The sequence below is a fragment of the Thermoleptolyngbya oregonensis NK1-22 genome (assembly GCF_032705245.1).
GTDB lineage: Bacteria > Cyanobacteriota > Cyanobacteriia > Elainellales > Elainellaceae > Thermoleptolyngbya > Thermoleptolyngbya sichuanensis.
This window is the reverse complement of sequence record NZ_CP053540.1, coordinates 4745661-4769424: the sequence shown is the minus strand read 5'-3', so window position 1 is coordinate 4769424 and position 23764 is coordinate 4745661. Positions and strand designations below refer to the sequence as shown.

At 58.7% G+C, this 23764-nt stretch carries 18 protein-coding genes; 7 read left to right on the top strand and 11 right to left on the bottom strand.

Annotated features, from left to right (window positions below):
• Window positions 1-17: 17 nt before the first annotated feature.
• The 4 genes from HNI00_RS19890 to larE form a co-directional block, all read right to left on the bottom strand.
• Window positions 18-2615 (bottom strand): protein phosphatase 2C domain-containing protein, encoded by a 2598-nt coding sequence (locus tag HNI00_RS19890; RefSeq protein ID WP_316788798.1) that lies wholly within the window; start codon window positions 2613-2615, stop codon window positions 18-20.
• A gap of 234 nt (window positions 2616-2849) precedes the next feature.
• Window positions 2850-3194 (bottom strand): NAD(P)H-quinone oxidoreductase subunit M, encoded by a 345-nt coding sequence (ndhM, locus tag HNI00_RS19885; protein WP_316788795.1) that lies wholly within the window; start codon window positions 3192-3194, stop codon window positions 2850-2852.
• A gap of 357 nt (window positions 3195-3551) precedes the next feature.
• Window positions 3552-4628: a magnesium-protoporphyrin IX monomethyl ester (oxidative) cyclase gene (gene acsF, locus HNI00_RS19880; protein ID WP_172354715.1), complete on the bottom strand. Its 1077-nt coding sequence runs from the start codon at window positions 4626-4628 to the stop codon at window positions 3552-3554.
• 164 nt (window positions 4629-4792) lie between these two features.
• Window positions 4793-5611 carry an ATP-dependent sacrificial sulfur transferase LarE gene (gene larE, locus HNI00_RS19875; protein WP_316788793.1) on the bottom strand — a complete coding sequence of 273 codons (819 nt, stop codon included), beginning with the start codon at window positions 5609-5611 and terminating at the stop codon, window positions 4793-4795.
• 343 nt (window positions 5612-5954) lie between these two features.
• Between larE and HNI00_RS19870 the strand changes: the two genes are divergently transcribed.
• Window positions 5955-6962, top strand: coding sequence for a COX15/CtaA family protein (locus HNI00_RS19870; protein WP_420156230.1), 1008 nt, complete (start codon window positions 5955-5957; stop codon window positions 6960-6962).
• 219 nt (window positions 6963-7181) lie between these two features.
• Window positions 7182-8171, top strand: coding sequence for a heme o synthase (locus HNI00_RS19865; protein WP_316788789.1), 990 nt, complete (start codon window positions 7182-7184; stop codon window positions 8169-8171).
• Between the two features lie 42 nt (window positions 8172-8213).
• Here the strand turns inward: HNI00_RS19865 and HNI00_RS19860 are convergent, their stop codons facing one another.
• The 5 genes from HNI00_RS19860 to HNI00_RS19840 all read right to left on the bottom strand — a co-directional run bounded on the left by HNI00_RS19860 (window position 8214) and on the right by HNI00_RS19840 (window position 13629).
• Window positions 8214-9101: an alpha/beta fold hydrolase gene (locus HNI00_RS19860; protein WP_316788786.1), complete on the bottom strand. Its 888-nt coding sequence runs from the start codon at window positions 9099-9101 to the stop codon at window positions 8214-8216.
• Between the two features lie 312 nt (window positions 9102-9413).
• On the bottom strand, window positions 9414-9860 hold the full coding sequence (locus HNI00_RS19855) for a hypothetical protein (protein WP_420156229.1): 447 nt from the start codon (window positions 9858-9860) through the stop codon (window positions 9414-9416).
• A 111-nt stretch (window positions 9861-9971) separates the two neighbouring features.
• Window positions 9972-11237, bottom strand: coding sequence for an anhydro-N-acetylmuramic acid kinase (locus tag HNI00_RS19850; protein WP_316788782.1), 1266 nt, complete (start codon window positions 11235-11237; stop codon window positions 9972-9974).
• 241 nt (window positions 11238-11478) lie between these two features.
• Entirely contained in the window at window positions 11479-12174 is a 696-nt protein-coding gene (locus HNI00_RS19845; protein ID WP_277772576.1) for a potassium channel family protein, read from the bottom strand.
• Window positions 12175-12288: 114 nt separating this feature from the next.
• Window positions 12289-13629 carry a TrkH family potassium uptake protein gene (locus tag HNI00_RS19840; protein WP_420156404.1) on the bottom strand — a complete coding sequence of 447 codons (1341 nt, stop codon included), beginning with the start codon at window positions 13627-13629 and terminating at the stop codon, window positions 12289-12291.
• Window positions 13630-13766: 137 nt separating this feature from the next.
• Here HNI00_RS19840 and HNI00_RS19835 point away from each other — a divergent pair, with 137 nt between their 5' ends.
• Window positions 13767-14612, top strand: a complete 846-nt coding sequence (locus HNI00_RS19835; protein ID WP_316788778.1) for a methyltransferase domain-containing protein — start codon at window positions 13767-13769, stop codon at window positions 14610-14612.
• Window positions 14613-14690: 78 nt separating this feature from the next.
• On the opposite strand, the gene HNI00_RS19830 is transcribed toward HNI00_RS19835, so the two are convergent.
• A complete protein-coding gene (locus HNI00_RS19830) occupies window positions 14691-16763 on the bottom strand; it encodes a S9 family peptidase (RefSeq protein WP_316788777.1) in 2073 nt (690 codons plus the stop codon).
• Window positions 16764-17130: 367 nt separating this feature from the next.
• Between HNI00_RS19830 and HNI00_RS19825 the strand changes: the two genes are divergently transcribed.
• From HNI00_RS19825 to HNI00_RS19810, 4 genes are all read left to right on the top strand, one after another.
• A complete protein-coding gene (locus HNI00_RS19825; protein WP_316788773.1) occupies window positions 17131-18138 on the top strand; it encodes an ATP-grasp domain-containing protein in 1008 nt (335 codons plus the stop codon).
• Window positions 18139-18431: 293 nt separating this feature from the next.
• Complete coding sequence (locus HNI00_RS19820; protein ID WP_316788771.1) at window positions 18432-21227, top strand: CHAT domain-containing protein; 2796 nt, start codon at window positions 18432-18434, stop codon at window positions 21225-21227.
• A 354-nt stretch (window positions 21228-21581) separates the two neighbouring features.
• On the top strand, window positions 21582-22358 hold the full coding sequence (gene nagB, locus HNI00_RS19815; protein WP_316788769.1) for a glucosamine-6-phosphate deaminase: 777 nt from the start codon (window positions 21582-21584) through the stop codon (window positions 22356-22358).
• A gap of 207 nt (window positions 22359-22565) precedes the next feature.
• Window positions 22566-22904 carry a sll0565 family protein gene (locus HNI00_RS19810; RefSeq protein WP_316788766.1) on the top strand — a complete coding sequence of 113 codons (339 nt, stop codon included), beginning with the start codon at window positions 22566-22568 and terminating at the stop codon, window positions 22902-22904.
• Window positions 22905-22923: 19 nt separating this feature from the next.
• Here the strand turns inward: HNI00_RS19810 and HNI00_RS19805 are convergent, their stop codons facing one another.
• Complete coding sequence (locus tag HNI00_RS19805; protein WP_316788764.1) at window positions 22924-23748, bottom strand: Tab2/Atab2 family RNA-binding protein; 825 nt, start codon at window positions 23746-23748, stop codon at window positions 22924-22926.
• Window positions 23749-23764: the final 16 nt, after the last annotated feature.

Below are 23764 nucleotides of genomic sequence, written 5' to 3'. Positions count from 1 at the left end.
GAGCAAATCTTTGGAGGTTAACCGACAGGGGGTGAGGCGGGTGGGTCACTGGGGGGCGTGGTAGGCTCAGCAGGCGGCACAACAGGCGGCGGACTGGAGGGTGGAGCAGGCAAATCGGGGGTTGGAGCCGAAGAGACGCAAACGCCGCGCTGGGCATCGGTCGGCGTGGGGTTGGGCATCATCAGCGGACGGAGATCGTTCAGCGCCACCCAGCCTTCTGCTCCAGGCGGGGCGATCGCGCTTCGCCCGGGCGGCAGCGGCGCATCGGGCGTATCCGCTGCGGGTGGGGCTGGCACCTCGCGAATGGGCGATCCAATGGGCGATGCCGGGAGCGTCGGGTTGGCGCTCGAAGCGGAGCCATTGTCGGGCGCGATGGGCGGGGCGGCGGGGCTGGAAGTCGGCGAAGCCGCTGGTGTAGGGGCTACGGCTTGCTCCGTCGAACAGACCTTGAGTTTGAGCCAAGTCGGGTCATCGAGGGGCCGGCGCTCTAGCACCATCAACACGCTACCAGGGGCGATCGCCAGACCTGCCGTTGCAGGGGGTGCAGGGGAGGGGGATGCCGTGGGACTGCCCTCGACTGTGGAGGAGGAGGGCAGCAGCACTAGCCCAGAGGTCTCGCCGGGTGCGCCCTCGGCTGCTCGTCCGATCAGCAGAAACGCGCCGGGCTGAAGGGCGATCGCCGGGTCTTCTTCGGCAGGCGGGGATAGGGTAGGCGCAGGGGGAAACCCCGTCAAACTGGCCAGGCGATCGCGCATTAGCCAGTAGCCCAGCGCCCCCGCCCCCAGCAGCGCCAGGAGGGTTAGCAACAGCGGCAGGGGTCTTGGCTTGGCAGCAACGGGCGACACGACCTGCGTTTTGGGCAAAGCGGGTTCGCTAGGCTGCGGTGAGAGATTGGGGGATGGTTTGGAGGCTTGCGCTGCTTGGGCGGAGGGAGAGCTGACAGGGGAAACGACAGCAGTAGAGGCGATCGCCGTCGGGGCTGGGGCCACTTCTACGCCAGGAAGCTGCGTCGGTGCGAGCTTGGTGGGCGACAGGCTAGGAAGCTGGACATGAACAATGCCAACAGTTACATTGTCATGACCATTTTGGGAATTCGCCAGATCTATGAGTCTCTGGGTGACGATTTCCAAATTGGCACGTCCGCCTAGCACCGGGAGCAGTTCCAAATCCCAATACTGTTCCACCCGATCATTGTCGCTCAGCCCGTCAGAACACAGCAAAAACAGACTGTCGTCATCCAGCACAAACCGCTGCACGTTGGCATGGAGCAAAGACGAACTGCTCATGCCCAGCGCCTGCACCAGAGAGCCAGAACTGGCGTGTTGCAGCGCCTCCCGATAGAAGCTATAGCCCATGCGGACTTCGCGCGAGGCCACGTCGTCATCCTGCGTAATCTGGTGACAGTTCCACGGGGTAATCCAGTAGGCGCGACTGTCCCCCACGTGGGCCAGATATAGCTCGTGCCCGCGCACCAGCGCCATGACCAGCGTGGTGCCCATGCGCTGCCGATCCTGGCGATGCTCTTCGTCGTTGCGCTGGCTAATCAGGTCATTGGCAGCGCAGGCGGCGGCTTCTAGCTCTTGCATCAGAGCCAAGGGACTGAGGCGGCTGAGGTCGCTGGACTGGAGGTGTTGCTGCACAGCGGCGATCGCCAGATTGGAGGCGACATCTCCCCCCTGATGCCCGCCAATGCCGTCGCACACAATCAGCAGCGGGGTGACCGTCGGGGTCAAAGCAAGCGTCTGGACCGTGCCGCTGGGGGGATAGCACGCATCTTCATTGCGCTGGCGGCTGGGGCCCTGGTCGGTGCGGGTGGCAAGCGACACCTGGCGGGACGACGCTTGCGCCACCGTCCACAGCGCTTCGTCTAGCCGTTCAATCACCTGTTCTGAAGCATGAAGTTGCCCCCGGATCATGTCCTGGCAGAGCGCATCGAGATGGGGCGACACTTTTGCATGGGCAGAGGGCAACCACTGCTGCCACAGGCTGCCCAGGTCTGCCAGCGTCGGTTCAATGCCCGATGCGTCCAGTTGAAGTTCCATCAGGCGCACCAGTGGCCCTTCCACGCGCAGCAGATCCGGCATCAGCAAAGAAGAGACGACTTGTTCTGTGGCGAAGGGTTGCCACAGGTGCGCGATTTGCCAGAGCCAGTTGAGCTGGCGCAGCGCAGAGGATCGGGGCCAGAGGTCTGTCAGCGAAGGAAAAAGCTGGGGGTCGCTGGCAGGAGGGTCAGCATCGGATGGCGTGTTGGGCAGGTAAAGGGGCGATCGCTCTAGCAAGGCCAGCTTTTCGGGGCCACCTGCCGATTCCAGCCGCACCCAGTCATACACCTGGGGCAGATGCAGCGCGTAGGGCGACAGCCGCAGGTAGGGCAGCAGGTTATCGGGAATCTGCTCCGTGGAAATTCCTGGCAGCAGCCCCGGCTTGGTATCTAGCAGCACTCGCCCGCCCTTGACCAGGTAGCGATTGGCCACTAGCTCATCTGTTCGACAGGACTCTGCCCCTGGGCCAATGGCCCAGAGGTATCGCTTAGTCAGCGGCGTTCTACACTTCTGGCAAAACTTACTGCGCTCTGAATTGGGAGCCTGACAGGAATAGTTAGAGCAATAGAGCATTCGCGGAGTGTGCGACCAGCAGCCAATGAAAAATAGGATTCGGCTTTACTAGGATAACGTAGACCCCAGCCGAACACATCATTTCGCCGCATAACGCCGGGCCTGATGCCCTACCACGAATGCCGCTGCAATTTCAGGGCGATTACTACTAACCAATTGCCAGCAGAACTCAAGCTGAACCCGCCAAATTGAATGGGAACTATCAGAAATTCCCAGACAGCGCCTAGACCTTGCCTAGACGTTGATATCGGCGGAAACTCTGGGTAGCCCAAGGCTATAGTTCCGCACGCGGCTTTGCAGGTTGTAGGAGACTTTGCCGTCGTACAGGAGCGATCGCACGAAATGCTCTAGGTCTGAACCAATCCGCCGCACGTTGTAATCCGTTAGATCTGCCCCGTTATACTGCGCGGTCAGTTCTTCAAATTTCTTATAAACCGCTTGCAGGGCTTCGTCGTTCCAGTTCAGCTCATTGTCTGGGTCAACGTCCAGCGTCAGCTTGTCTGCGCTGGGAATTAGCTCGTTGTCCTGAACCTCTGCTGAGAAAATCCGAATGTGCCGCGTGGTGGACTTGATTAACATAGTGCGATCGCCGCCCCAAAAAGTTCGCTACTCAAAGGTCTCTCAGATATTGTACAGGTCGCAGTCCAGGTCACATCCAGCGCAACGGGGGCTTCTGGAAGAATCTCTGTTTTGAATTTTGGATAGACCCGATAGCCAGTCCTCAATTCCCCAGATCTCGGATATTAAATCTCGGATGTTAAATCTCGGATATTAAATCCCGGACATTTGCCAAAAAGCGGCCCTGCTATTGCAGAACCGCTTTTTAAGGGGCCGTGCAACGCGACACAGCCTGAAATTCTAAGCTAACTCATAAGCTAACTCTAAGCTAAAGCAAAGCGCAAAATCATCAGTCCAGAAGTTCAGAGGCTCCAGACTCTAGCGAACCGTGCCTTCTAGATGAGCCGTGTCAATCGGCTTCATTAGATAAAGCTGGAGCATCTTCACGCCAATCGACAGAATGTGGGGCAGGCGCTTCAGGGTCTTCAGCGGCTTCGGCTCGTTCGATGCGGGCGCGTTGACAATCTTCAGGTAGCTGGCGGCGGCTTCATCCATCAGCCGGAAGAAGTCGGGATGATCCACATTCAGCACCAGCGGGAACACGCGCCCCGCCGTGGCGTTCGTCTCGCGAATCACGTCGATGTCGTAGTCCCGCGCATTGATGCCCAGCGCCTTGTAAAAGTCAGACCGCTGCAAGTCGTTGAGATACATCGTCGCAAACACCGACAGCAGGAAGAACCGACACCACAGACGCGCCTTCCAGTCATTCAAAATGCTGGGCTGCGCCTTCATGATTGCGTCGAAGAAGTCGCCGTGGCGATTCTCGTCTTGGCACCAGTTTTCAAAGAAGCTGAAGATCGGGTAGATGCGATTTTCGGGGTGGGCTTGCAAATGGCGGAAGATCTTGATGTACCGCCAGTAGCCAATTTTCTCCGACAGGTAAGTGGCGTAGAAAATGAACTTGGGCTTGAAGAAGGTGTAGCTGCGGCTCTTGGTCAAAAAGCCCAGGTCAAGCGACATATTAAAGTCTGACAGGGCCTTGTTCAAAAAGCCTGCGTGTCGTGCCTCATCCCGCGACATCAGCGTAAAGCACTCTGCCAGCACCGGGTTCTTGTCCTTCAGGCGACGACCCAGCTCCTTGTAAAGCAGGAAGCCAGAGAACTCTGCTGTGCAGGAGCGCTCCAGAAACTCGATAAACAGTTGGCGGCTCTCGCCGTCGATGTGATCCCAGGACTGATTAAATTCTTCACTCCGCACGAAGTGATGACGGTTGTAGTCTGTGCGGAACTCTTCCAGGATTGCCCTCAGTTCATCCTCGTTCACGGAGATGTCCATCTTGGCCATCTCGTCGAAGTCAGTGGTGTAGAAACGGGGGGTGAGAATGGTCTCTTTTGCCGGGACTTTCACGCCCGGACGCATTTCTTCAAAGCCAGGTTTCTTGAGGGAATCTACCATTGCCAGGTCTTATCAGATTGGATAACTCGGAGCTTTAATAATGACGATACGCAAACCGCGCAACGCATTGGGCCGCGTGTCTTTCAGTCTATCAGGACGACGTAACGGAAATGCGGGGGGCGTGTTAAGAGTTGCAACAGAAGATGTTGGAGTGTGGGGAGCGATTATCCCAGCGCCCCGACTCCCAAGACCTGATTTAGCTTGCCGCTGCGGAAGCCTTCCAGATCCAGCGTCACGTAGACAAAACCGTAGCGCTGGAACTCTGCAACCAGAGTGGGCAGGTCGAGCGTTGCGACGAAGGTCTTGATGTCTTCGGCGGGCAGTTCGATGCGGGCGGTGTCACCTTCGGAGCGAACTCGCAGGGTTTTCAGCCCCAGACTTCGCAGGTAGCGTTCGGCGCGGCCGACTCGCTGGAGCTTGGCAACGGTGATTTCTTCGCCATAGGGAAAGCGGGAACTGAGGCAGGGCTGGGCGGGTTTGTCCCACCAGGGCAATCCCAGCATTCGGGAGAGTTCCCGGACTTCTAGCTTGGTGATGCCGACTTCCGCGAGGGGCGATCGCGCTCCCCTTTCTTTTGCCGCCTGAATGCCCGGTCGATAGTCCTGCAAGTCGTCGGCATTTACGCCATCGACCACGTAGGGATAGCCGCGTTCCAGGGCGAGGGGCTTCAGCGTGTCGTGCAGTTCGCTTTTACAGAAATAGCAGCGGTTGACTGGGTTGGCGGTGTAGTTGGGGTTGTTCATTTCATGAGTCTGCACCACCTCATGAGCAATGCCGATTTCCGCCGCCTGCACCCGCGCATCTTCTAGATCTTCGGGCAAGAGCGAGGGCGACTCGGCGGTGACGGCCAACGCGCGATCGCCCAACACGTCCCACGCCACCTTGGCCACCAGCGTACTGTCGATGCCCCCTGAGTAGGCAATCAGCGCTCGATCCATCTCTGCAAAGAGCGATCGCAACTGTTCCAGCTTTTCTGCCAGCATGAATCTCGCGTTATCCTCCCAACGCTGTCGTCTGTTTCCAGACTAGCGAATTTGAGGGGGAGTGATGGGGGATGGGGGGATGGGGAGATGGAGGGAGGCGGAAAGTGTAGCTTGGACAACATTTGAATCGGAGAGACTAGCGGGGAGAAAGGCAGATGTCACCTGGATTCCAAAGAAATGCCTAAAGCTACCCTCGATTTCTAAAAGCAGTCTCTAAAGTAGTACCTATGCGTACCCCCTAGCGTGATGAACACTCGCACATGCTCTTAACGATGATGTGTTTTTCAGGGATGTGTTTTTCAGGGATGTGTTTTTCAGGCGGGCTTTTGAATCTTTGGGAGGGATGAACATGGCAGATGCAGCTTTATCCGCAGCGTCGAGTGACTTGGAGGGACTGCAATCCACCGTCCGTCATCCCCTGGCGGTGCAGCGGATTCGGCGGCTGGTATGGAAATTGGCGATCGCCACGCTGATCCTCATGGCGATCGGCAGCGCCACCCGCGTCATGAATGCGGGGCTGGCCTGTCCCGACTGGCCCCTCTGCTACGGCACGCTAGTCCCCACCCAGCAGATGAATTTGCAGGTGTTTTTGGAATGGTTTCATCGGCTGGATGCCTCGCTGATTGGACTGTTGACGATGCTGCTGGTGGGCCTGAGCCTGTGGTATCGCCGCTCGAATCCCCGCTGGCTGCCCTGGGCATCAGCCTTTGCCCTGTTGCTCGTGGTGTTTCAGGGCGTGCTGGGCGGGCTGACAGTTATTGAACTGTTGCGATTCGACATTGTGACCGCGCACCTGGGCACGGCGCTGGCGTTTTTCGTGACGCTGCTGGTGATGGGCGTAGCGCTCTTGCCGCACCAGGGGACGGGAACCGTTGGCAAGTTGCCCTGGTTCAGCCTAGCTGCTGCGCTGCTGATTTATGTTCAGAGCCTTTCGGGGGCGCTGGTGGGATCGCGCTGGGCGCTGCACCAATGTCTGGGCGGGTCGCAGCTTTGTGTCGTGATGAATACACACCTGCTGGGGGTGGTTCCGGCTAGTCTGTCGGTGTTGATTCTCGTGGGGCTGGCCTGGCGCACTCCGGCGCTGCATCCCAGCCTGCGGCGGCTGGCAAACTTGGCGCTGGGTTTTTTGGGGCTGCAAGTGCTGCTGGGTGTGGCTACTTATCGCTTGCACTTACAGGTCGAGCCGCTGACGGTGGCACACCAGATGATTGGCGCGTGCCTGCTGGGAACGCTGGTTTGCTTTACAGCCCTGGGATGGCGCGATCGCCCCGTCTCCGAGGTCAAGAGCGTTGCTGCTCAGGATTCGACCGATTCCCCTGAACCACCGCCGTCTGGCGCAGTGCCCGTTTAAGGAGGACAGACGTTCGACTTTAGATTTTGGATTTCCGATTTTGGTCTAGCTTGCCTCAAAGCGTCTAACGTCGCTGGGGCTTTGCGACAAAGCAACTCATTTTTCCGCAGATTTCGTCCGCAGATTTCGCAAATTCCGCAAGTTTAATTTCTGCACTTATACTTCCCGCGATATTCGCTCTGGTCAGGTTAGACCCGCTGCTTTTTTAGGATGCTGCTAATGCAAGATACCGTTTGCACCGATTCCATCCGCCATCATCAAAATGTTTGGCAAGTTGTTCAGAGCTACTGGCAGCTCACCAAGCCCCGCATCATCATTCTGCTGCTGATTACCACCGCAGGCAGTATGTGGATCGCGGCCCACGGTGAAGTAGACCCCGTGCTGGCGCTGGTGACGCTGCTCAGCGGGGCCCTGGCCGCCGCCTCTGCCAATACGATTAACTGTCTCTACGACCGCGATATTGACTACGACATGGAGCGCACCCGCCATCGACCACTGCCGTCGGGCCGCATCCAGCCGCGAGATGCCCTGATTTTTGCGATCGCCCTCGCGCTCCTCTCCTTCACGCTGCTGACGGTGTTTGCCAACCTACTGAGCGCCTGTCTGGCTATGTCCGGCATTGTTACCTATGTGCTGGTCTATACCCACTGGCTCAAGCGCCATAGCACGCAAAATATCGTCATCGGGGGTGCGGCGGGCGCAATTCCCCCGCTGGTGGGCTGGGCGGCGGTGACGGGCGAGCTAAGCTGGGCCGCCTGGGTGTTCTTCGCCATCATCTTCTTCTGGACACCGCCCCACTTCTGGGCGCTGGCGATGATGATTCAGAAGGACTACGAGAAAGTGGGCGTGCCGATGCTGCCCGTGGTGGAAGGTCAGGTTGCCACCGCCAAGCAAATCTGGATCTACACGCTGATTATGATTCCGGTGACGCTGCTGCTGGTGTTTCCCCTCGGCGTGATGGGGGCAGTGTATCTGGTGGCGGCGCTGGGACTGGCTGCGGTTTTCCTGAAAAAAGCCTGGGCCTTGCTCAAAAACCCGATGGACTATGACTCTGCGCGATCGCTCTTTAAGTACTCCATCTTCTATATGATGCTGCTCTGCGCGGGCATGGCGGTAGACAGCCTGCCGATTACACACCAGATTACTGGGCAAATTTCAGGGGCGATCGCCCAGCACGCCTCGTTTCTGAGCGAGATCGTGCCGCTATAGCGACGAGTCACTCAGCCCGGTTCATCCCCCTGAACCGGGTTCCTAAAAAACCGCTGCCCACCGCTGCAAAATCGGGTTTACCACCTCCGGTGCTTCGTCCTGGGGGCAATGCCCCAGCCCATCCAGGGGAATAAAATCCTGGACGCAGGGATAGTTGGCAAATTCTCGACCGAGGGCGATCGGCTCCCAGGGGTCTTCCGTGCCCCACAGCACCAGCACCGGGCAGGTAACCTGGGGCAGCAGATCTTCCGCTAGGGGCCCTTGGGAATAGCGGATAAAAGCCAGAAACACATCCACCGCCCCCGGTTCAAACGCGGGCTTGAGCAGCAGAGCCACCAGTTCATCGGTCACGGCATCCTTGCGGCCGTAGGCTTGCAGCAACACCTTGCGAACCGTCTTAGGCTGAGCAATTTGCGAAAAGAAGAACTGCCCAATCGCCCGATTGCCCAGCACTTGTTGGAGCCACACCGAGCCAAACCGCCGATACCAGGGCAAGGTCGCCCGCTTGCGGTCATGCAGCATCCGCAGCGAACAGTCCAGCATGGCCACGCCGCGCACCCATTCTGGCTCCAGCACAGCCGCCTGCAACGCCGCCACACAGCCAATCGAATTGCCCACCAGCAGCACTGGTTCGCCGATCACCTCGCGGCAAAAATCGAGCAACTGCTGTCCCCAGGTGTCAAAGGTGTATTGAATGGCCTCCCCCGGCGTGGGCTTGGCAGAATAGCCAAAGCCAAGCAGGTCAATGGCAAACACCCGGTTCGTTTCAGCCAGAACCGGGAGATTTTTGCGCCAGTGGTCACTAGACGCGCCAAAGCCATGCACCAGCAGCATCGGGACACCCGTTTCGCCCGCTTGCTGATAGCGGATCGGGAAGCCGCGCCAGTGCCAAGTGTGGGTAGAGACGGGGGGGGTTTGGGTGAGGGGCATGGTGGGGAAGGGGGAGGAATGAAGAGCGAAGAGGGAAGAGCGAAAAACGAAGAGGGAAGAGCGAAGAAATGCTCTGGGGTGGGCTTGCGGTTGTGTTGTGGCGGTAGGGTCGGGCGCTGGCTTTGTTTGAGGGGGCAGACTGTGAATTTTTGTAAATACTGCCCTGATCATATATCAGTCGAAGAGGGGCTGGGAAGATTGAGAACCCCGAAAGCTCTCGTATAGCTTGCCTTAACCCCTGCTTAGGTCGGCAGCTAAAGGATTTTTGGCCAAGAAAGGCATTAGGTAACGTGCGCCCCAACCCCCAAGCCCCTACTCCACTTGGCGTTCTACCATCGCCTCCATCAGGCTGGAAAGGTAGTGACCAGACATGATGCTGCTGGAAAGGCAGTAAGTATTTTCGCCCAGGCGACGCAGCGTTTCAAAGCCCGTGCGACGCTGGCGATCGCCCAACACCCAGTAGCGCTGCACAATAGACTCCGGCGCGATCCAGCCCTCGCCCTCGACGCGGCCCAGCTCGCTGTGTTGCAGGACAAAGGTGTACTGGCGATCGCTGCCGTTAAATCGCCCGCGATACTTGAAGGTAATCTTGTCACGCTCAATGGTGGGAAACTCCAACTGCGTCACCATGTCGTACCAGTTGTCGCGCCCCCACACGACAAGAATCTTGCCCTTGACCGGCAGCGGCATGGCATCCCGATCGAGCCAGCTTCCCTGCAACAGCCAGCGACCTGCTTCCATCAAAAACGTGTGGGACACGGCACCCATTCCTCTGTCGCGCGATCGCGCCTTGCAGTGTTGCACATGCTTCTCTGGCAGCCGTATGAACTCGCACAGGGCATCTGCATGGCGATCGATCGTAACACGCGATTATCGGCGTGCCAGGTGAATTTCGCCGAGAAGAGCAGGATCGGCAGCACCCGTCACATCCGGGAAATTACCTGGAAAATTCTGCCAGCGCCAATGGGCTAAAACGGCAAAGGCAATCGCCTCCTTAAAGTCAGCATGGAGTCCCACTTCATCAGTGGTCAAGACGGGGATGGGATCGAGCAGGGCAGCAAGGCGCGATCGCAGGTAGCCATTGCGACTGCCGCCGCCGCAAAGCAGCACCTGATCGGGCATGTGTGGCAAAAAGGCGCGGTAGCTGTGAACGATAGAGGCAGCCGTCAGTTCCGTTAGCGTTGCCAGCGTGTCTGCATCGCTCAGCCCACGCTCAGCCGCATCCGCCAAACAGCGCCGCCCATACTCCGCCCCAAACAGTTCCCGCCCGGTTGATTTGGGCGGCGGCAGGTGAAAGTAGGGGTCTTGCAGCCATTGATGGACGAGTTCCAGACAGGGCTGCCCCGATGCGGCCCAGGCTCCGTTCTGGTCGTAGGGCTGTGTGCCGCCCGAAAGCTGATGCACTGCCCAGTCCAGCAGCGCATTTCCCGGCCCCGTGTCCCAGCCCAGCAGCGCCGAAACTGGCTCCGCAAGCTGGACGGGCTTGGACGCTGAACCGCATACCTCTGGCAGCACGGGCGCATGGCGCAACACCTGATCTCGCAGGGGCAAAAACGCCACATTGCCAATGCCGCCGATATTCTGCACACAGCGGGTCAACGTTGGATGAGATAGCAGCGCTGCATCGACCGGGGGAACCAGCGGCGCACCCTGGCCGCCCAGGGCGATATCTGCCGCCCGGAAGTTGCTGATTGTGTGGATGCCTGTGAGGTGGGCAATGAGGGAGCCGCGCCCCAACTGGAGGCTATAGCCAAGGCCAGAGGTAGCAGGCATTAGGGAAGACTGGGAAGGCTGGGAAGACTCGATTGCGTCGGCAAGCCTGGCCCCCGGCGGCCGGTGGAATACGGTCTGTCCGTGGGAGCCGATCAGGTCGGCGGGGGGATGGCCGGCTTGCACCTGGCGGGCGGCCTGGGCAAAGCAGTGGGCGATCGCATCGTCCAGACTTGCCAACTCAGCCATCGACAGCGGCGCTCCGGCGCAGACTTCTAAGATGTGCGATCGCAGGTCTGGCGGGTAGGGAAGCGTGATGCCATTCAGCAGCGTGATGCGAAGGTCCCAACCCGCGCCCTCCGTGTCCACCAGCGCGGCATCGATGCCATCGACGGAGGTTCCGCTGATCAGGCCAATGATTCGCATTTGCGGCTCCCCTTGGGATGAAGTGGATAAATGAGGATAACGCAATATGCAACTTTGCCGATCCCCCTCACCCTTTTCTGGTATGCCGAAGGCTTTAAGCCCTCTCCCAGAGCGGGAGAGGGACTTCAAGCCTCTCTTGCTCCCCTTCTCCTGACTTGGGAGAAGGGGTTGGGGGATGAGGGCAGAGTGAAAGTTGCACATCGCGGAGGATGGATAAAGAGGGTGAAGTTTCCAGTCGAAATTACACGGGCAGATGCTCAATGCCCCGGTTTGCGCCGATCACGACCATGAGTTCACCCTTGCGGAGGCGCATTGAGGGAATGGGGTTCACCTCAAATTTGCCATTTTGCGACAGCGCCAGCACGCTGACACCGTAGCGCGATCGCAGGTCGAGTTCCACAATGCTCTTGCCGTCAAACTCCTCCGGCACCACCAGTTCCACAATGCTGTTGTCGGGGTCGATCTCGAACCGATCCAGCACCCCCGGACGAGTGAGCGATCGCGCCAGGGTACAGCCCATCTCATGCTCCGGGAATACGACGTGATCGGCTCCCACCCGCCGCAGCAGCTTGCCATGTACCTCCGTGGAGGCCTTGGCCACGACGTAGCGCACGCCGCCTTCCTTGACATTCAGCGTGGTGATGATGCTCTCCTGAATATAGTTGCCAATGGCGATGATCACCGTATCAAAGTCGTATACTCCCGCTTCCTTGAGCGCTGACGGCTCCGTAGAGTCCAGGGTCAGCGCGTGGGCCAGGATTTCGTCCGATAGCGCCTGATCAACAAGCCGCTCCTCCGAGTCGATGCCCAACACCTCGTAGCCCAGGTTGTGCAGCGTCATGCAGACCGCTCGCCCAAATCGCCCCAGGCCAATCACAGCGTATTGACGACTGCTCCCTCGCAGGTTGCGGAAAAAACTAAGCGAAGAAAGGTTCACAACGAATCTCCAAAAAGGTGATTTAAATCAAATTTGGCTCAACGCAGATGGGCCAGTGAAACCGCTAGTGAAACCGCTAGTGAAACCGCTGCCGTCTGCCCAAACGGTTAGCGGCTAGCCCACCAGCAAGTTTTCCTGGGGATAGTTGATGGCGCTGGGCTTGGGGTCGCCCAGAATCGCCAACATCAGCATGAGTACGCCCACCCGCCCCACGTACATTGTCACAATCAGCACCAACTTGGAAAACGTGGATACGGCAGCGGTGATGCCTGTGGAAAGCCCCACAGTGGCAAAGGCAGACACCGATTCAAACAGGACGCGAGTAAAGTCCATGTCTGGGTCAGCGAGGGTAATCAGCACCGTCGTCAGGATGACCGTCATCACGGAGCCAAACACAACGCCAATGGCCTTGATCAGCAGCGTGTTGGGAATCTGGCGGCGATAGCAGAGGACTTCTTCCTTGCCCCGCAGCACCGCCCGCGTACATTCAAACAGCACTCGCAGCGTGGTCGTTTTCATGCCGCCGCCCGTGCTGCCAGGGCTAGCACCAATAAACATGAGAGCGATGGTAATAAAAAGACCCGTGGTGGTCATTTTGCCGTAGTCGATGGTGTTGAAGCCAGCGGTGCGCGGCGTGACCGACATAAACCAGGAGGCGAGGAGCTTGGTGGATGCATCTAGCCGACCAATAGTTTCGGGGTTGCGAAACTCTGCCCCCAAAAATCCGATAAATCCCAGCAGCAGCAGCACCATCGTCGTGCTGGTGGCGACTTTGAAGTTGAGCGAAAAGCAGGTGCGGTTGGGCTTGCCCCGGAGGCGATCGCGCCCCCAAAAGAACGCCTCCATGAGGACCTGATAGCCGATGCCTGCGAGGATGATGATTGTCGTGATAATCATATTCATCGGCACAGAACTGGTGTAGCCCATGAGGCTGTCGGAAAACAGGCTGAATCCGGCATTGTTGAACGCGCTGATGCTGTGAAAGACGGACAGCCAGAGGCTCTGCCCCACGCCGTAATCTGGATTTTGGGAAAACAGCCAGAAGAGGGCGATCGCCCCCGAAATCTCAATTAGCGCCGTCAACGCGATGATTGATTTGACCAGTTGCACCGCGCCAGACAGCTCCTCGATATCCAGCGTTTGCTGAAGCGCGGCCTTGTCGCGTAGCCCAAAGCGCCGCCCCAGCACCAGCAGCAAAATCGTCGTCGCCGTCATATAGCCCAGCCCACCAATCTGGATCAGCAGCAGCAGCACAAACTGCCCAAACCCAGAAAAGTAGGTGCCTGTGTCTACGACCGCCAGCCCAGTCACGCAGACTGCCGAGGTAGCGGTAAACAGGGCAGTCACCAGATCGCCCCATTGCCCGCTTTGTAGAGAAATGGGCAGGAGCAGGAACAGCGTGCCAACGAGAATGAGCGCCAGAAACCCCAGACAAATCGTGCGTGGAACGGTCATCATGATGAGTTGGAATACGGGGGATACGGCGATCCCGGCGAAGAGGGGGAGGTAAAAAAAGCTGAGTGGCTCGCAGAACTGTTGGCAGAATAGGCAATCCTTTTATACAGTAATACCGCCCGCGATCGCGTCAAGCTATGCCAAAAACTCTACAGCAGCAAATTCAGACTTTTTATGATGCCTCGTCGGGGCTATGGGAACAGGTGTGGGGCGAGCATATGCACCACGGGTATTATGGGCCCGCAGGCACCGAGCGCAAGGAGCGGCGGCAGGCCCAAATCGACCTAATCGAAGAACTGCTGCACTGGGGCGGCGTGTCTCGGGCAACGGCGATTCTCGATGTGGGTTGCGGCATTGGCGGCAGTTCGCTGTATCTGGCAGAAAAATTTGGGGCAACGGCAACGGGCATTACCCTCAGTCCTGTGCAGGCGCGACGGGCGACTGAACGGGCAGCGGCGGACGGACTGGGCGATCGCACTCAGTTTCAGGTGGCCGATGCGCTGAAGATGCCCTTTGCCGACGGCAGGTTTGACCTGGTGTGGTCGATGGAAAGCGGCGAACACATGCCCGACAAGCTCCAGTTTTTGAAAGAGTGCCATCGCGTGCTGAAACCCGGCGGCACGTTTCTAATGGCGACCTGGTGCCACCGGCCGATTAACGAATCGCCGCTGACCCAGGAGGAGCAAGTCCATCTGGAGAAGATTTATCGCGTCTATCGGCTGCCCTATGTCATTTCGCTGGCGGAATATGAGGCGATCGCCCGTAATCTAGGCTACCAAAACCTCCGCACCGCCGACTGGTCGCCCGCTGTCGCGCCCTTCTGGGACGAGGTGGTGCGCTCTGCCATTTCCCCTGCTGCCGTCGTGGGGCTATTGCGGGCCGGCTGGGGCACGATGCAGGCGGCGCTGTCGATGGGGCTGATGCAGTCGGGCTATCGGCGCGGGCTGGTGCGATTTGGCGTGCTGGCAGGTGTGAAGGAATAGCCAAACGTTGCACGTCCCGTCTATCCAAAATCCCCAATCCAAAATGGATCGGAACACGTTAGTTGCGCCAACGCTCCCCTACGCCAGCCCCCACTGCCAGAGCAAAAAGGCATACTCAAACGCAGCTTCTTTGATGCGCTCGTAGCGGCCGGATGCGCCGCTGTGGCCTGCGCCCATGTTGGTTTTTAGCAGCAGCACGTTGGAGTCGGTCTTGAGGGCACGGAGCTTGGCTGTCCACTTGGCGGGTTCCCAATAAGAGACACGGGGGTCGTTGAGGCCGGCGGTGATCAGCATCGCGGGATAGTCCTGGGCGGTCACGTTGTCGTAGGGCGAGTAGGACTTCATGTAGTGATAAAAGGCGGGGTCGTTGGGGTTGCCCCATTCTTCCCATTCCATCACCGACAGGGGCAGCGACGGGTCGAGAATCGTCGTCACCACGTCCACAAAGGGCACATCGGCGATCGCCACTCGGAACAGATCCGGCCGCAGGTTCACCACCGCGCCCACCAGCAGCCCCCCCGCGCTGCCGCCCGTAATCGCTAGGTGCTGCGGCGAAGTCCAGCCCCGGTCGATCAAATGCTCGGCGCAGGCAATGAAGTCGGTGAAGGTGTTTTTCTTATTCAAGAACTTGCCGTCTTCGTACCACTTGCGCCCCAGTTCGGAGCCGCCCCGGATGTGGGCGATCGCCATCACTACGCCCCGGTCGAGCAGGGACAGCCGGGTAGAAGAAAACGAGTCAGGATAGCTATAGCCGTAGGAACCGTAGCCCGTCAGCAGCAGCGGGCGTGGCTCCGTCGGCTGGAGGTCTTTGCGATAGACCAGCGACAGCGGAATCGGCGTGCCGTCGGGGGCGATCGCCTCTAGCCGCTGGCTAACGTACTGGGTCTTGTCATAGCCACCCAGCACGGGCGTTTCTTTTTTCAACTCGCGATCGCGCGTCTCCAGGTCGTAGTCAAACACCGACCAAGGCGTGACCAGCGAGGTGTAGTTAAACCGCAGCGTATTGGTGTCGTACTCCGGATTTGCGCCCTCGCCAATTTCGTAGGTCGGCTCCGGAAAGGTAATGTAATGCTCGTCGCCGCTGGGCATGTGGCGCACGCGCACCGTCTCTAGCCCGCCCTGCCGCTCGTAAATCACCAGATGTCGCGCAAAGGCGCTGACCCCGGTGATCATGACCGTTTCGCGGTGGGGAATCACGATTTCCCAGTTCGCTCGACTGGGACGGCTGACGGGGGCCCGCAGGAGCTGGAAGTTGATCGCGTCTTGATTGGTGGTGATGTAGAAGTGTTCGCCGTGGTGTTCCACGTAGTATTCCACACCGGGCGATCGCGCTTGAATTAGCTTGAACTCGCCCGTTGGATCATTGGCATCCAAAAAGTGAACTTCAGAAGTCACTTTGCTATTCAAACTGAGCAGCAAATAGGCTTCACTCGCCGTCTTGCCAATGCCCAAATAGTAGGCATCATCGGGTTCATGAAACACCAGCACATCCTGGTCTATGGGTGTGCCCAGGGTATGGCGAAATAGCCTGTGCGGGCGATGTGCTGCGTCTACCTGGGTGTAGAACACGGTGCGGCTGTCGTTGCCCCAGACAAACGAATAGTAGGTATCGGGAATCGACTCGGCATACAGTTCGCGGGTTGCCAAATCCAGAAAATATAGCGTGAACAATTCCGCGCCGTTCGTGTCGATGGAATAGGCCAGCAGCCGATGGTCGGGGCTAACCTGCAACACGCCCAGGTCGAAATATTCGTGCCCCGCTGCTAGCAAATTCTCATCCAGCAGCACCTCTTCCGGCGCATCCAGGCTGCCCTTTTTGCGACAAAAAATAGAGTATGCTTTCCCTTCCTCGGTGCGGCTGTAATAGTAGTAATCGCCCTTGCGATAGGGCACGGATAAGTCCGTTTCCTGAATTCGCCCCAGAATCTCGTCATACAGCTTGGTCTGCAAGTCGGCGGTGGGCTGCATGACGGCTTCGGTGTAGGCGTTCTCCGCCTCCAGGTATGCCATCACGGCCGGATCATCCCGATCGCGCATCCAGTAATAGTCATCGACCCGCTCATCGCCGTGTGCTGTCAGCACTTGGGGGCGTTTTTCAGCAATTGGGGGCTGGAGGGTCGTAAGGGCTTCACGGGAAGAAAATCGGCTCATAGGGGTATAACGGTCGTCCCTGATTCAGAATAGGGCAGTGAAATCCTTTGGAATTCTCTTTGCTCAGTTTAGACTTTTCTAAGGGTTTGCCCAAGATTTTTGGGACAGCGCAGGGCGATTTCTTGAAGGATTTAGCATTTAAGCCTACCTGCTTTATCAAGGCTTCTAAAATGCCAGGAATAGAGTTAGAAAGCTCCGGAGTCTGTGGCTTGTTCCTTGATTTTTTGTGCAATCAGTGATTTTAGGACTTACGCAGTTGGGCGATTTCTCGCGGGCTGCACCCGTGAGAAATCGCCCGAAATCCAGAAAAATTATTGCAAGTGCGTAAGCCCTGGATTTTTTAAGTCATAGAGTTTTGAATGTTTGAATGATTGTGCTGTTTGAGAGTCCAGGTCTTGGGGTGCCTGCGGAGTTGCGGCGATCGCTCGAAGCATCGGGGGCGATCGCCGAAATTTTGGGCTTTCCGGTGTGGGCGATCGCAACGGACGGAGCTGGTGCAGCCGAAGCGCTGGCCGCCATTCCAGCCCAGCTCCAGCCGACCGCCGCCTTCTGGCTTGCGCCGCCGACCGCCGCATTCCGCTATGGTGAACTGTTCGCCGCTGCCCAGGCCAAGAACCTGCACCTGCCCAACACCCCCGCCCAGCACCAGCTTGCTCAAGAATTTCACCGCGCCTATCCGCTCCTAAAGGATTTGACCCCGGCCAGCATCGTGCTAGAGCAGCCAGAGGCAGTTGAGGGGGCGATCGCCCAACTCGGCTTACCACTGGTCTTTCAGCATAGCGGATCGGCGGCAGTGCTGAAAGACCGGCAGCGGGCGTTGGCGTTAGCCTTGCGGAGCAGCATCGCCAAAACGCCAGAGCAAGCGCGACGCATCGCAGCGGACTTATTCAACCAGGAATTAAACCAAGAACTCAGCCAGGAACTCAGCCAGGAACTCAGCCAGAAGCCGCATCAGCCCGTCCTGGCCCGCCAGTGGGTTAACCTGCGCCATCACCACACCACACCCGCCGGATTTCCCCTGGGGCGAGAGTTTCGCGTGGTGCTGTACGATCGAACGATCCTCACCTATGGCTATGCCTGGCCAGGTGACGACCCCGGTCGCTGGCTCTCGGTCGAAGAAGAAGAAGCACTGTTTGCCGTGGCTTTTGCCGTTGCCGAACGGCTAGACGTGCCGCTGCTGGGGGTCGATATCGCCCAGACCCAGAGCGGCGAGTGGATCGCGCTAAAAACCGTCGATCCGCAGTTTGTTGGGTCGCCCCAGCTTCCGCTCGTCCACTTCTGGCAGCAGTTGGGGATTACGAATGAAATGATTGAGAAACGGTCGCGCCAAGTGGTGAACTCCGCAGACGCATCGGCGGATTTGAATCTCCCCTAAAAAGTCTGGTATGGTCTGGGAAAAAAGTCAGCATTTTGCTCCAGATTCCTGTTTAGAAAGCAATGTGCAGCTTTCAATCTGCCCTCATCCCCCAGCCCCTTCTCCCAGTTCAGGAGAAGGGAAGCAAGAGAGGCTTGAAGTCCCTCTCCTGCTCTAGGCTTGAGCTTAAAGCCTTCGGCGTACCAGAAAACGGGGAGGGGGATCAGCAAAGTTGCATAGCCCGTATTTGGACATCAATAAGATTGCTTTAGATTGCTTTAGAAATTTTTCTGAAAAACGGCGAGGCGGTCAGCATGAGCCAACGGAGAAGGGCAACGCGCGGGATGCAGAGGGGCAGGCTCCTGCCGGAGATGCAGCAATGGCGGCGGGGCTGGCATCGGCTCCTGTACCTGGGGCTGGGGCTGTTGACCGTGTGGCTATGCATGGTGCTGCCGCTGCGGCCGGGCTGGGGACAAGCCATGAACCCAGCGGCCCAGGTGCAGCAGGGCATTGACCGCTATCGCCAGGGGGATTATTTGGGGGCGATCGCCCTCTGGGAAGCCGTGCGCGACACCTACCGCCAGCAGCCCAACCCTGCCCACGAAGTCATCCTCACTGAAAACCTGGCCCGGGCCCGGCAGGCCATCGGGCAGCAGACCGACGCGCTGAGCCTGTGGCAAACGGCAGGAAACACCTATCGCCAGCTTGCGGCCCAGCAGCCCAATCGCGCGGTGGACTATGCCGCCCGCTGGGGGCGATCGCTCACAGAGCAGGCGCAGATTTACAACCGCATAGGGCAATATCGCAAAGCCGTGGCGCTGCTGTGTGGCGAGGAGCCTCGGAGTGCCAAGGGCGGCTGCGGGGAGGAAAGCGCCGTGGCGATCGCCCAGCACACCGCAGACCACCGGGGCGAGGCCGCTGCCTGGGGCAGCCTGGGGCAGGCCCATCGGCTGATGGGCAATGATGACTCGTCCAAGGCGGCGCTAGACCGGGCCCTTAGCTTAGCCAGAACGCTGGACGACCGGACGCTGGTGGCGGCGACCTACAGCAACCTGGGAGCGCTGAAAACTCGACAGGCGGTGGTGCGCTATCGGCAGGCCAATTCGGCAGAGCCGCTGGGCGACGTGCAGCGAGCCAACCGCCTGCGAGACGAGGGGCGATCGCTCGACCAGGCCGCCCTCCAGGACTTTCAGCAAAGCCTCGACCTGGCAACCCAGTCCACCGAGCGGCTGCGGGCGCTGCTGGATGCGATTCCCGCCTACGACCGCACGGGCAATGTCGCAGCAGCCCAAAATGCACGTCAGTCCGTCAAAGCCCTGCTGAATCAGCTTCCGACCAGCCAAGATACGCTGCTGGCCGCCCTCGACTGGGTGCGCCTGCTGATGCCCGCCTCGCCCCAGCAGCCGATTGCCCGCAGCCAGTGTTTGACCGCTGCTGCAAATTCTGGGGTGAACTCTGGAGCGAATTTTGGGCTGAATTCTGGTGCGAATACTGGTGCGAATTCCAGAACGAATCCTGGGGCGAATGATGATGCGAAAGAGATGCTGAACTCAATCGCGAATTCAGCCGAGAAGCTGGGCGATCGCCGTTCGCTCTCCTTTGCGCTAGGAGAACTGGGACACTGGTACGAATGTCAAAAAGAATACCAAAAAGCGCTAGATGTCACGCAGGATGCCCGCCTTGCCGCAGAATATGAATACGACAGCCGCTACCTCTGGGAATGGCAAACGGGACGTATTTTGCAGGCGCAAGGACAAACGACGGAAGCCATCGCGGCCTACGAGCGGGCGATCGCCACGCTAGAAATCATCCGCGACGACATCCTGGTCGCCAACCGCGATATCCAGTTCGATTTTCGAGACTCCATCGACCCGGTATATCGCGAGCTAGTGGCGCTGCGACTGAAGCAGGGCAAGCCGTCGGAGCTACTGCCGCCCGCCAGCACCGACCGTCCCGACACCCTCAGCCGCGCCCTGGGGACGCTCGATTCCCTGAAGCTGGCTGAATTGCAAAACTACTTCGGAGACGACTGCGTGTTGACCTCGCGCAATGTGGATTTGACGGTGGCGCAAAAGCTGCTGACGGAGGGCGATCGCACGGCAGTCATTAGCACTGTGGTTTTGGACGATCGGACTGCCGTTTTGCTGACGCTGCCCAATGGCGATCGCCAGTACGAGTGGATCAACACCGACCGCCAAACCCTGCGCGATGAAATCAACGCCTACCGTCGCGGGCTGGAAGTGGACTTTCGCGCCTACGATCCGCAGCCTGCCCAACGGCTATATGACCAGATCATCCGCCCGTTTGAAGCACTGTTCCAGCAGCAGCAGGTGGAAACGCTGGCCTTTGTGCAGGACGACATTTTGAGGAGTGTGCCCATGTCAGCGCTGCACGATGGCACGCAATTTTTGATCCAGAAGTATGCGATCGCCTATACGCCCAGCCTGCAACTCACCAGCCCCGCCCCCCTCGACCGGGGCAATCTCCGCGCCCTCGCCGCCGGCCTCACCGATGCCAGCCCGCCCGACAGCGAGGCGGGTGGGTTTTCCCCACTGTTTTATGTCAGCGAAGAACTGGACGCAATTCTCGCCGAACTGCCCCGCAGCCGGACGCTAACGGGCAGCGCATTCCGGCTCGATAACCTGACACAAACGCTGTTCTCGAACGATTTTCCGATTTTGCACATCGCCACCCACGGCATCTTTGGCACTGAGGCAGAAGACACGTTCCTGGTCACGGCTGACCCGCCAGAAAACAAGCTGACCCTCAACCAGCTTGATCGGCTCTTGCGGGGGGTCGATCCAAGCCGCCCGGTGCAGTTGCTCTCGCTCACAGCCTGCACCACCGCCGTCGGCGACGATCGCGCAGCGCTGGGGCTGGCCGGTGTCGCGGCCCAGGCGGGCGTTCGCAGCGTGCTGGCCTCGCTCTGGTTTGTCAACGATGCCGCCACCTCTGACTTGATTAAAGGCTTCTATGCAGATTTGAAAAACCCAGACCTGAGCAAAGCCAAAGCTCTACAGCAGGCGCAAATCCAGCTAATCGAGTCTGGCGGCAAGTTTGCCCGGCCGGCCTATTGGGCCCCGTTTATCTTGGTGGGGAACTGGCTGTAGCGGAGGAAGGGGTTCGCCGAATGCAAAAAAATGCCCAGACGAGCGATCGCCTGAGCTTTGCCTGTTATCTATGAGCTGATTGCCTGTAAACCTAAATGGCCGACTTAAAATAAAACCGCCGACCCGAATTGAAATCACATATAAACAAGCCAGCCTAGATAAAGAGAAACTGAATTTTGTAAACTCCGTTTCGGGCGGCTGGCGGTATTGAAAACGATCTGTTATGCCAATTACGATACCAAACCTGATTTGAGTTGGGACTCAAAAGTCCTCCAATCTTTACCAATCGTTTCTTAGGTTTACTTTTCTACGTATTTTCACGGCTTCATTCTCTTCACAACCCCGCTGCGTCCCATGCGTCTAATCCTGTGCCCGACTGCCGTTGAGGTGGCTGAGTGGGCTGCCCAATACGTTCTGCGGCGCATCACCGATTTTGCCCCCGCAAGCGATCGCCCGTTTGTCCTTGGATTGCCCGCAGGCAGCACCCCACTCAAGCTATACGCCCGTCTAATCGAGCTATATCAGCAGGGAAAAATCAGCTTCCAACATGTCGTCACCTTCAATATGGACGAGTATGTTGGGCTGCCCCAAAATCACCCGCAAAGCTATCACACCTACATGCATCAAAACTTCCTGAAGCACATCGACATTCCTGCCCAAAATGTCCATATTCCCAATGGCAATGCGCCCGATCTGGCCGCAGAATGTGCCGCCTACGAAGATAAAATGAAGTCCTTCGGCGGCGTGAATCTATTTATCGGGGGGGTCGGCGAAGACGGCCACATCGCGTTCAACGAACCGGGCACGTCCCTCGCCTCTCGCACGCACCTGCAAGCCTTGGGCGATCGCACGCGCCGGGTCAACGCCCGCTTTTTTGACGACCCCAGCCAGGTGCCCACCCACGCCCTCACTGTTGGCGTTGGCACGATTCTCGATGCCCAGGAAGTCATGATCCTGGCCCAAGGCGCTGCCAAAGCCCAGGCCGTTCACCACGCTGTCGAAGGCTGCGTCAATCACCTGTGGACGATTTCCGCCCTGCAACTGCATCCCAACGCCCTGATCGTGTGCGACGAAGACGCGACGCTGGAACTGAAGGTTAAAACGGTGAGGGGGTTAGGGGAGCGAGGTTAGGAAGATGCTGGGATCAGCAGATCATCATCGGATCATCGATAGTGCCCTTGGAAGCCTCACAGGGGCTAAGGCTGGCAATCCAATAATCGCCAATCTAAAATATCGCCAATCTAAAATCCAGACCAATCTAAAATCCAGAATCGATATCACTCTGTCCCCTTCGCCCACGATCCCCTCACCCCACCATTCCCTCACCCCATCGCCCCAATGACCCCTTCCGAACCCGACTTTGAACAAGCGCTAGACGAACTGGGGCGATCGCTCCAAACCCTGCAAACACGCTATGCCCAGGTCAAGACCGACCAGCAGCGTCAGGAAGCCCTGCAACAGCGCGTCGAGCAGGTGCAGCGGGACTATGCCCACACGCAAGATCCCTCCCTAAAGCTGGAGCTAAGGCGCTTGAAGGATCAGCTTGCAGAACTGGAAGTCGCCCTAGAGAGCCAGCTTTTTTCCTGGAACAGCCTCAAGGAACCCTTCTGGATGGCGGTGCGCTTTGGCGGGGTAGGAATCGTGCTGGGGTGGCTGCTAAAAAGCCTCGCCGGATAGGGCTGCCAGGGCTGACCCCTTAGCCCAGCAGCCAAAAACCGCTGTAGGTGACACCCGTGTCGTCTGGCTGCACCAGCAAAAAGTGCAGTCCGTGGGCCTCGCGCTGCCGCTGCTGAAAGAGACGGGCCGCCGCGGCCACGTCGGCATCGTGAAAGGTCGAGAGAATCCAGCGATCGCTCAATCCTGCTTCCAGAATCAGCCCGTCTGGGGCACCCGGCACATAGTTCAATAGCGCAGGACGCACCTCCTGGAGCCACCGCGCCAATCGCATGGATTGCCGTCCGCCGTCGATGATGACCCCCGGAACGGGCTGGGTGGAGGCGAGTCCCAGATTGATCGGCAAGAGGCGATCGGGCGTAGAGCAGATGGGAATGGGGCGATCGCCATAGAGGATCTCCAGGTCACCCGCAGCCAGGGCTGCAAATCGCCAGCGATCGCCCCAAATTGCTTCCGGCACAGGCACAGGGGGCGGCGCATCGATCGCCAGCGGGTCGTAGGCTTCGCCCGTATAACCCGGCAAGTTGGGGTAGTAGGCAGCGCGGCGCAGCAGAAAATGCTTCAGCATGGGCGCGTGGCGCGTTGGCTCCACAGTGAAACCAGCCTCCCTAGCAGCCGCTTCAATCAGTCCCAAACTCTGCGGCCGAAACACCTGAATTCGCTCTGGCGCTCCTTCTGCCTGTAGCCGCCTGAACTGAGCCGCCAGCCAATCGACCGTTGCCTGCGACTGCGGACAATCGACACAGGCGCTAAAGGCCCCCGTCGGGTCACACACCACCAGTTCCCACAGGGCTTCACCCGCTTCGGTTTGCAGGGGGCGACGATAGAAATCAGCTTGCCAAAGCACTCGAAAATACAGGGGA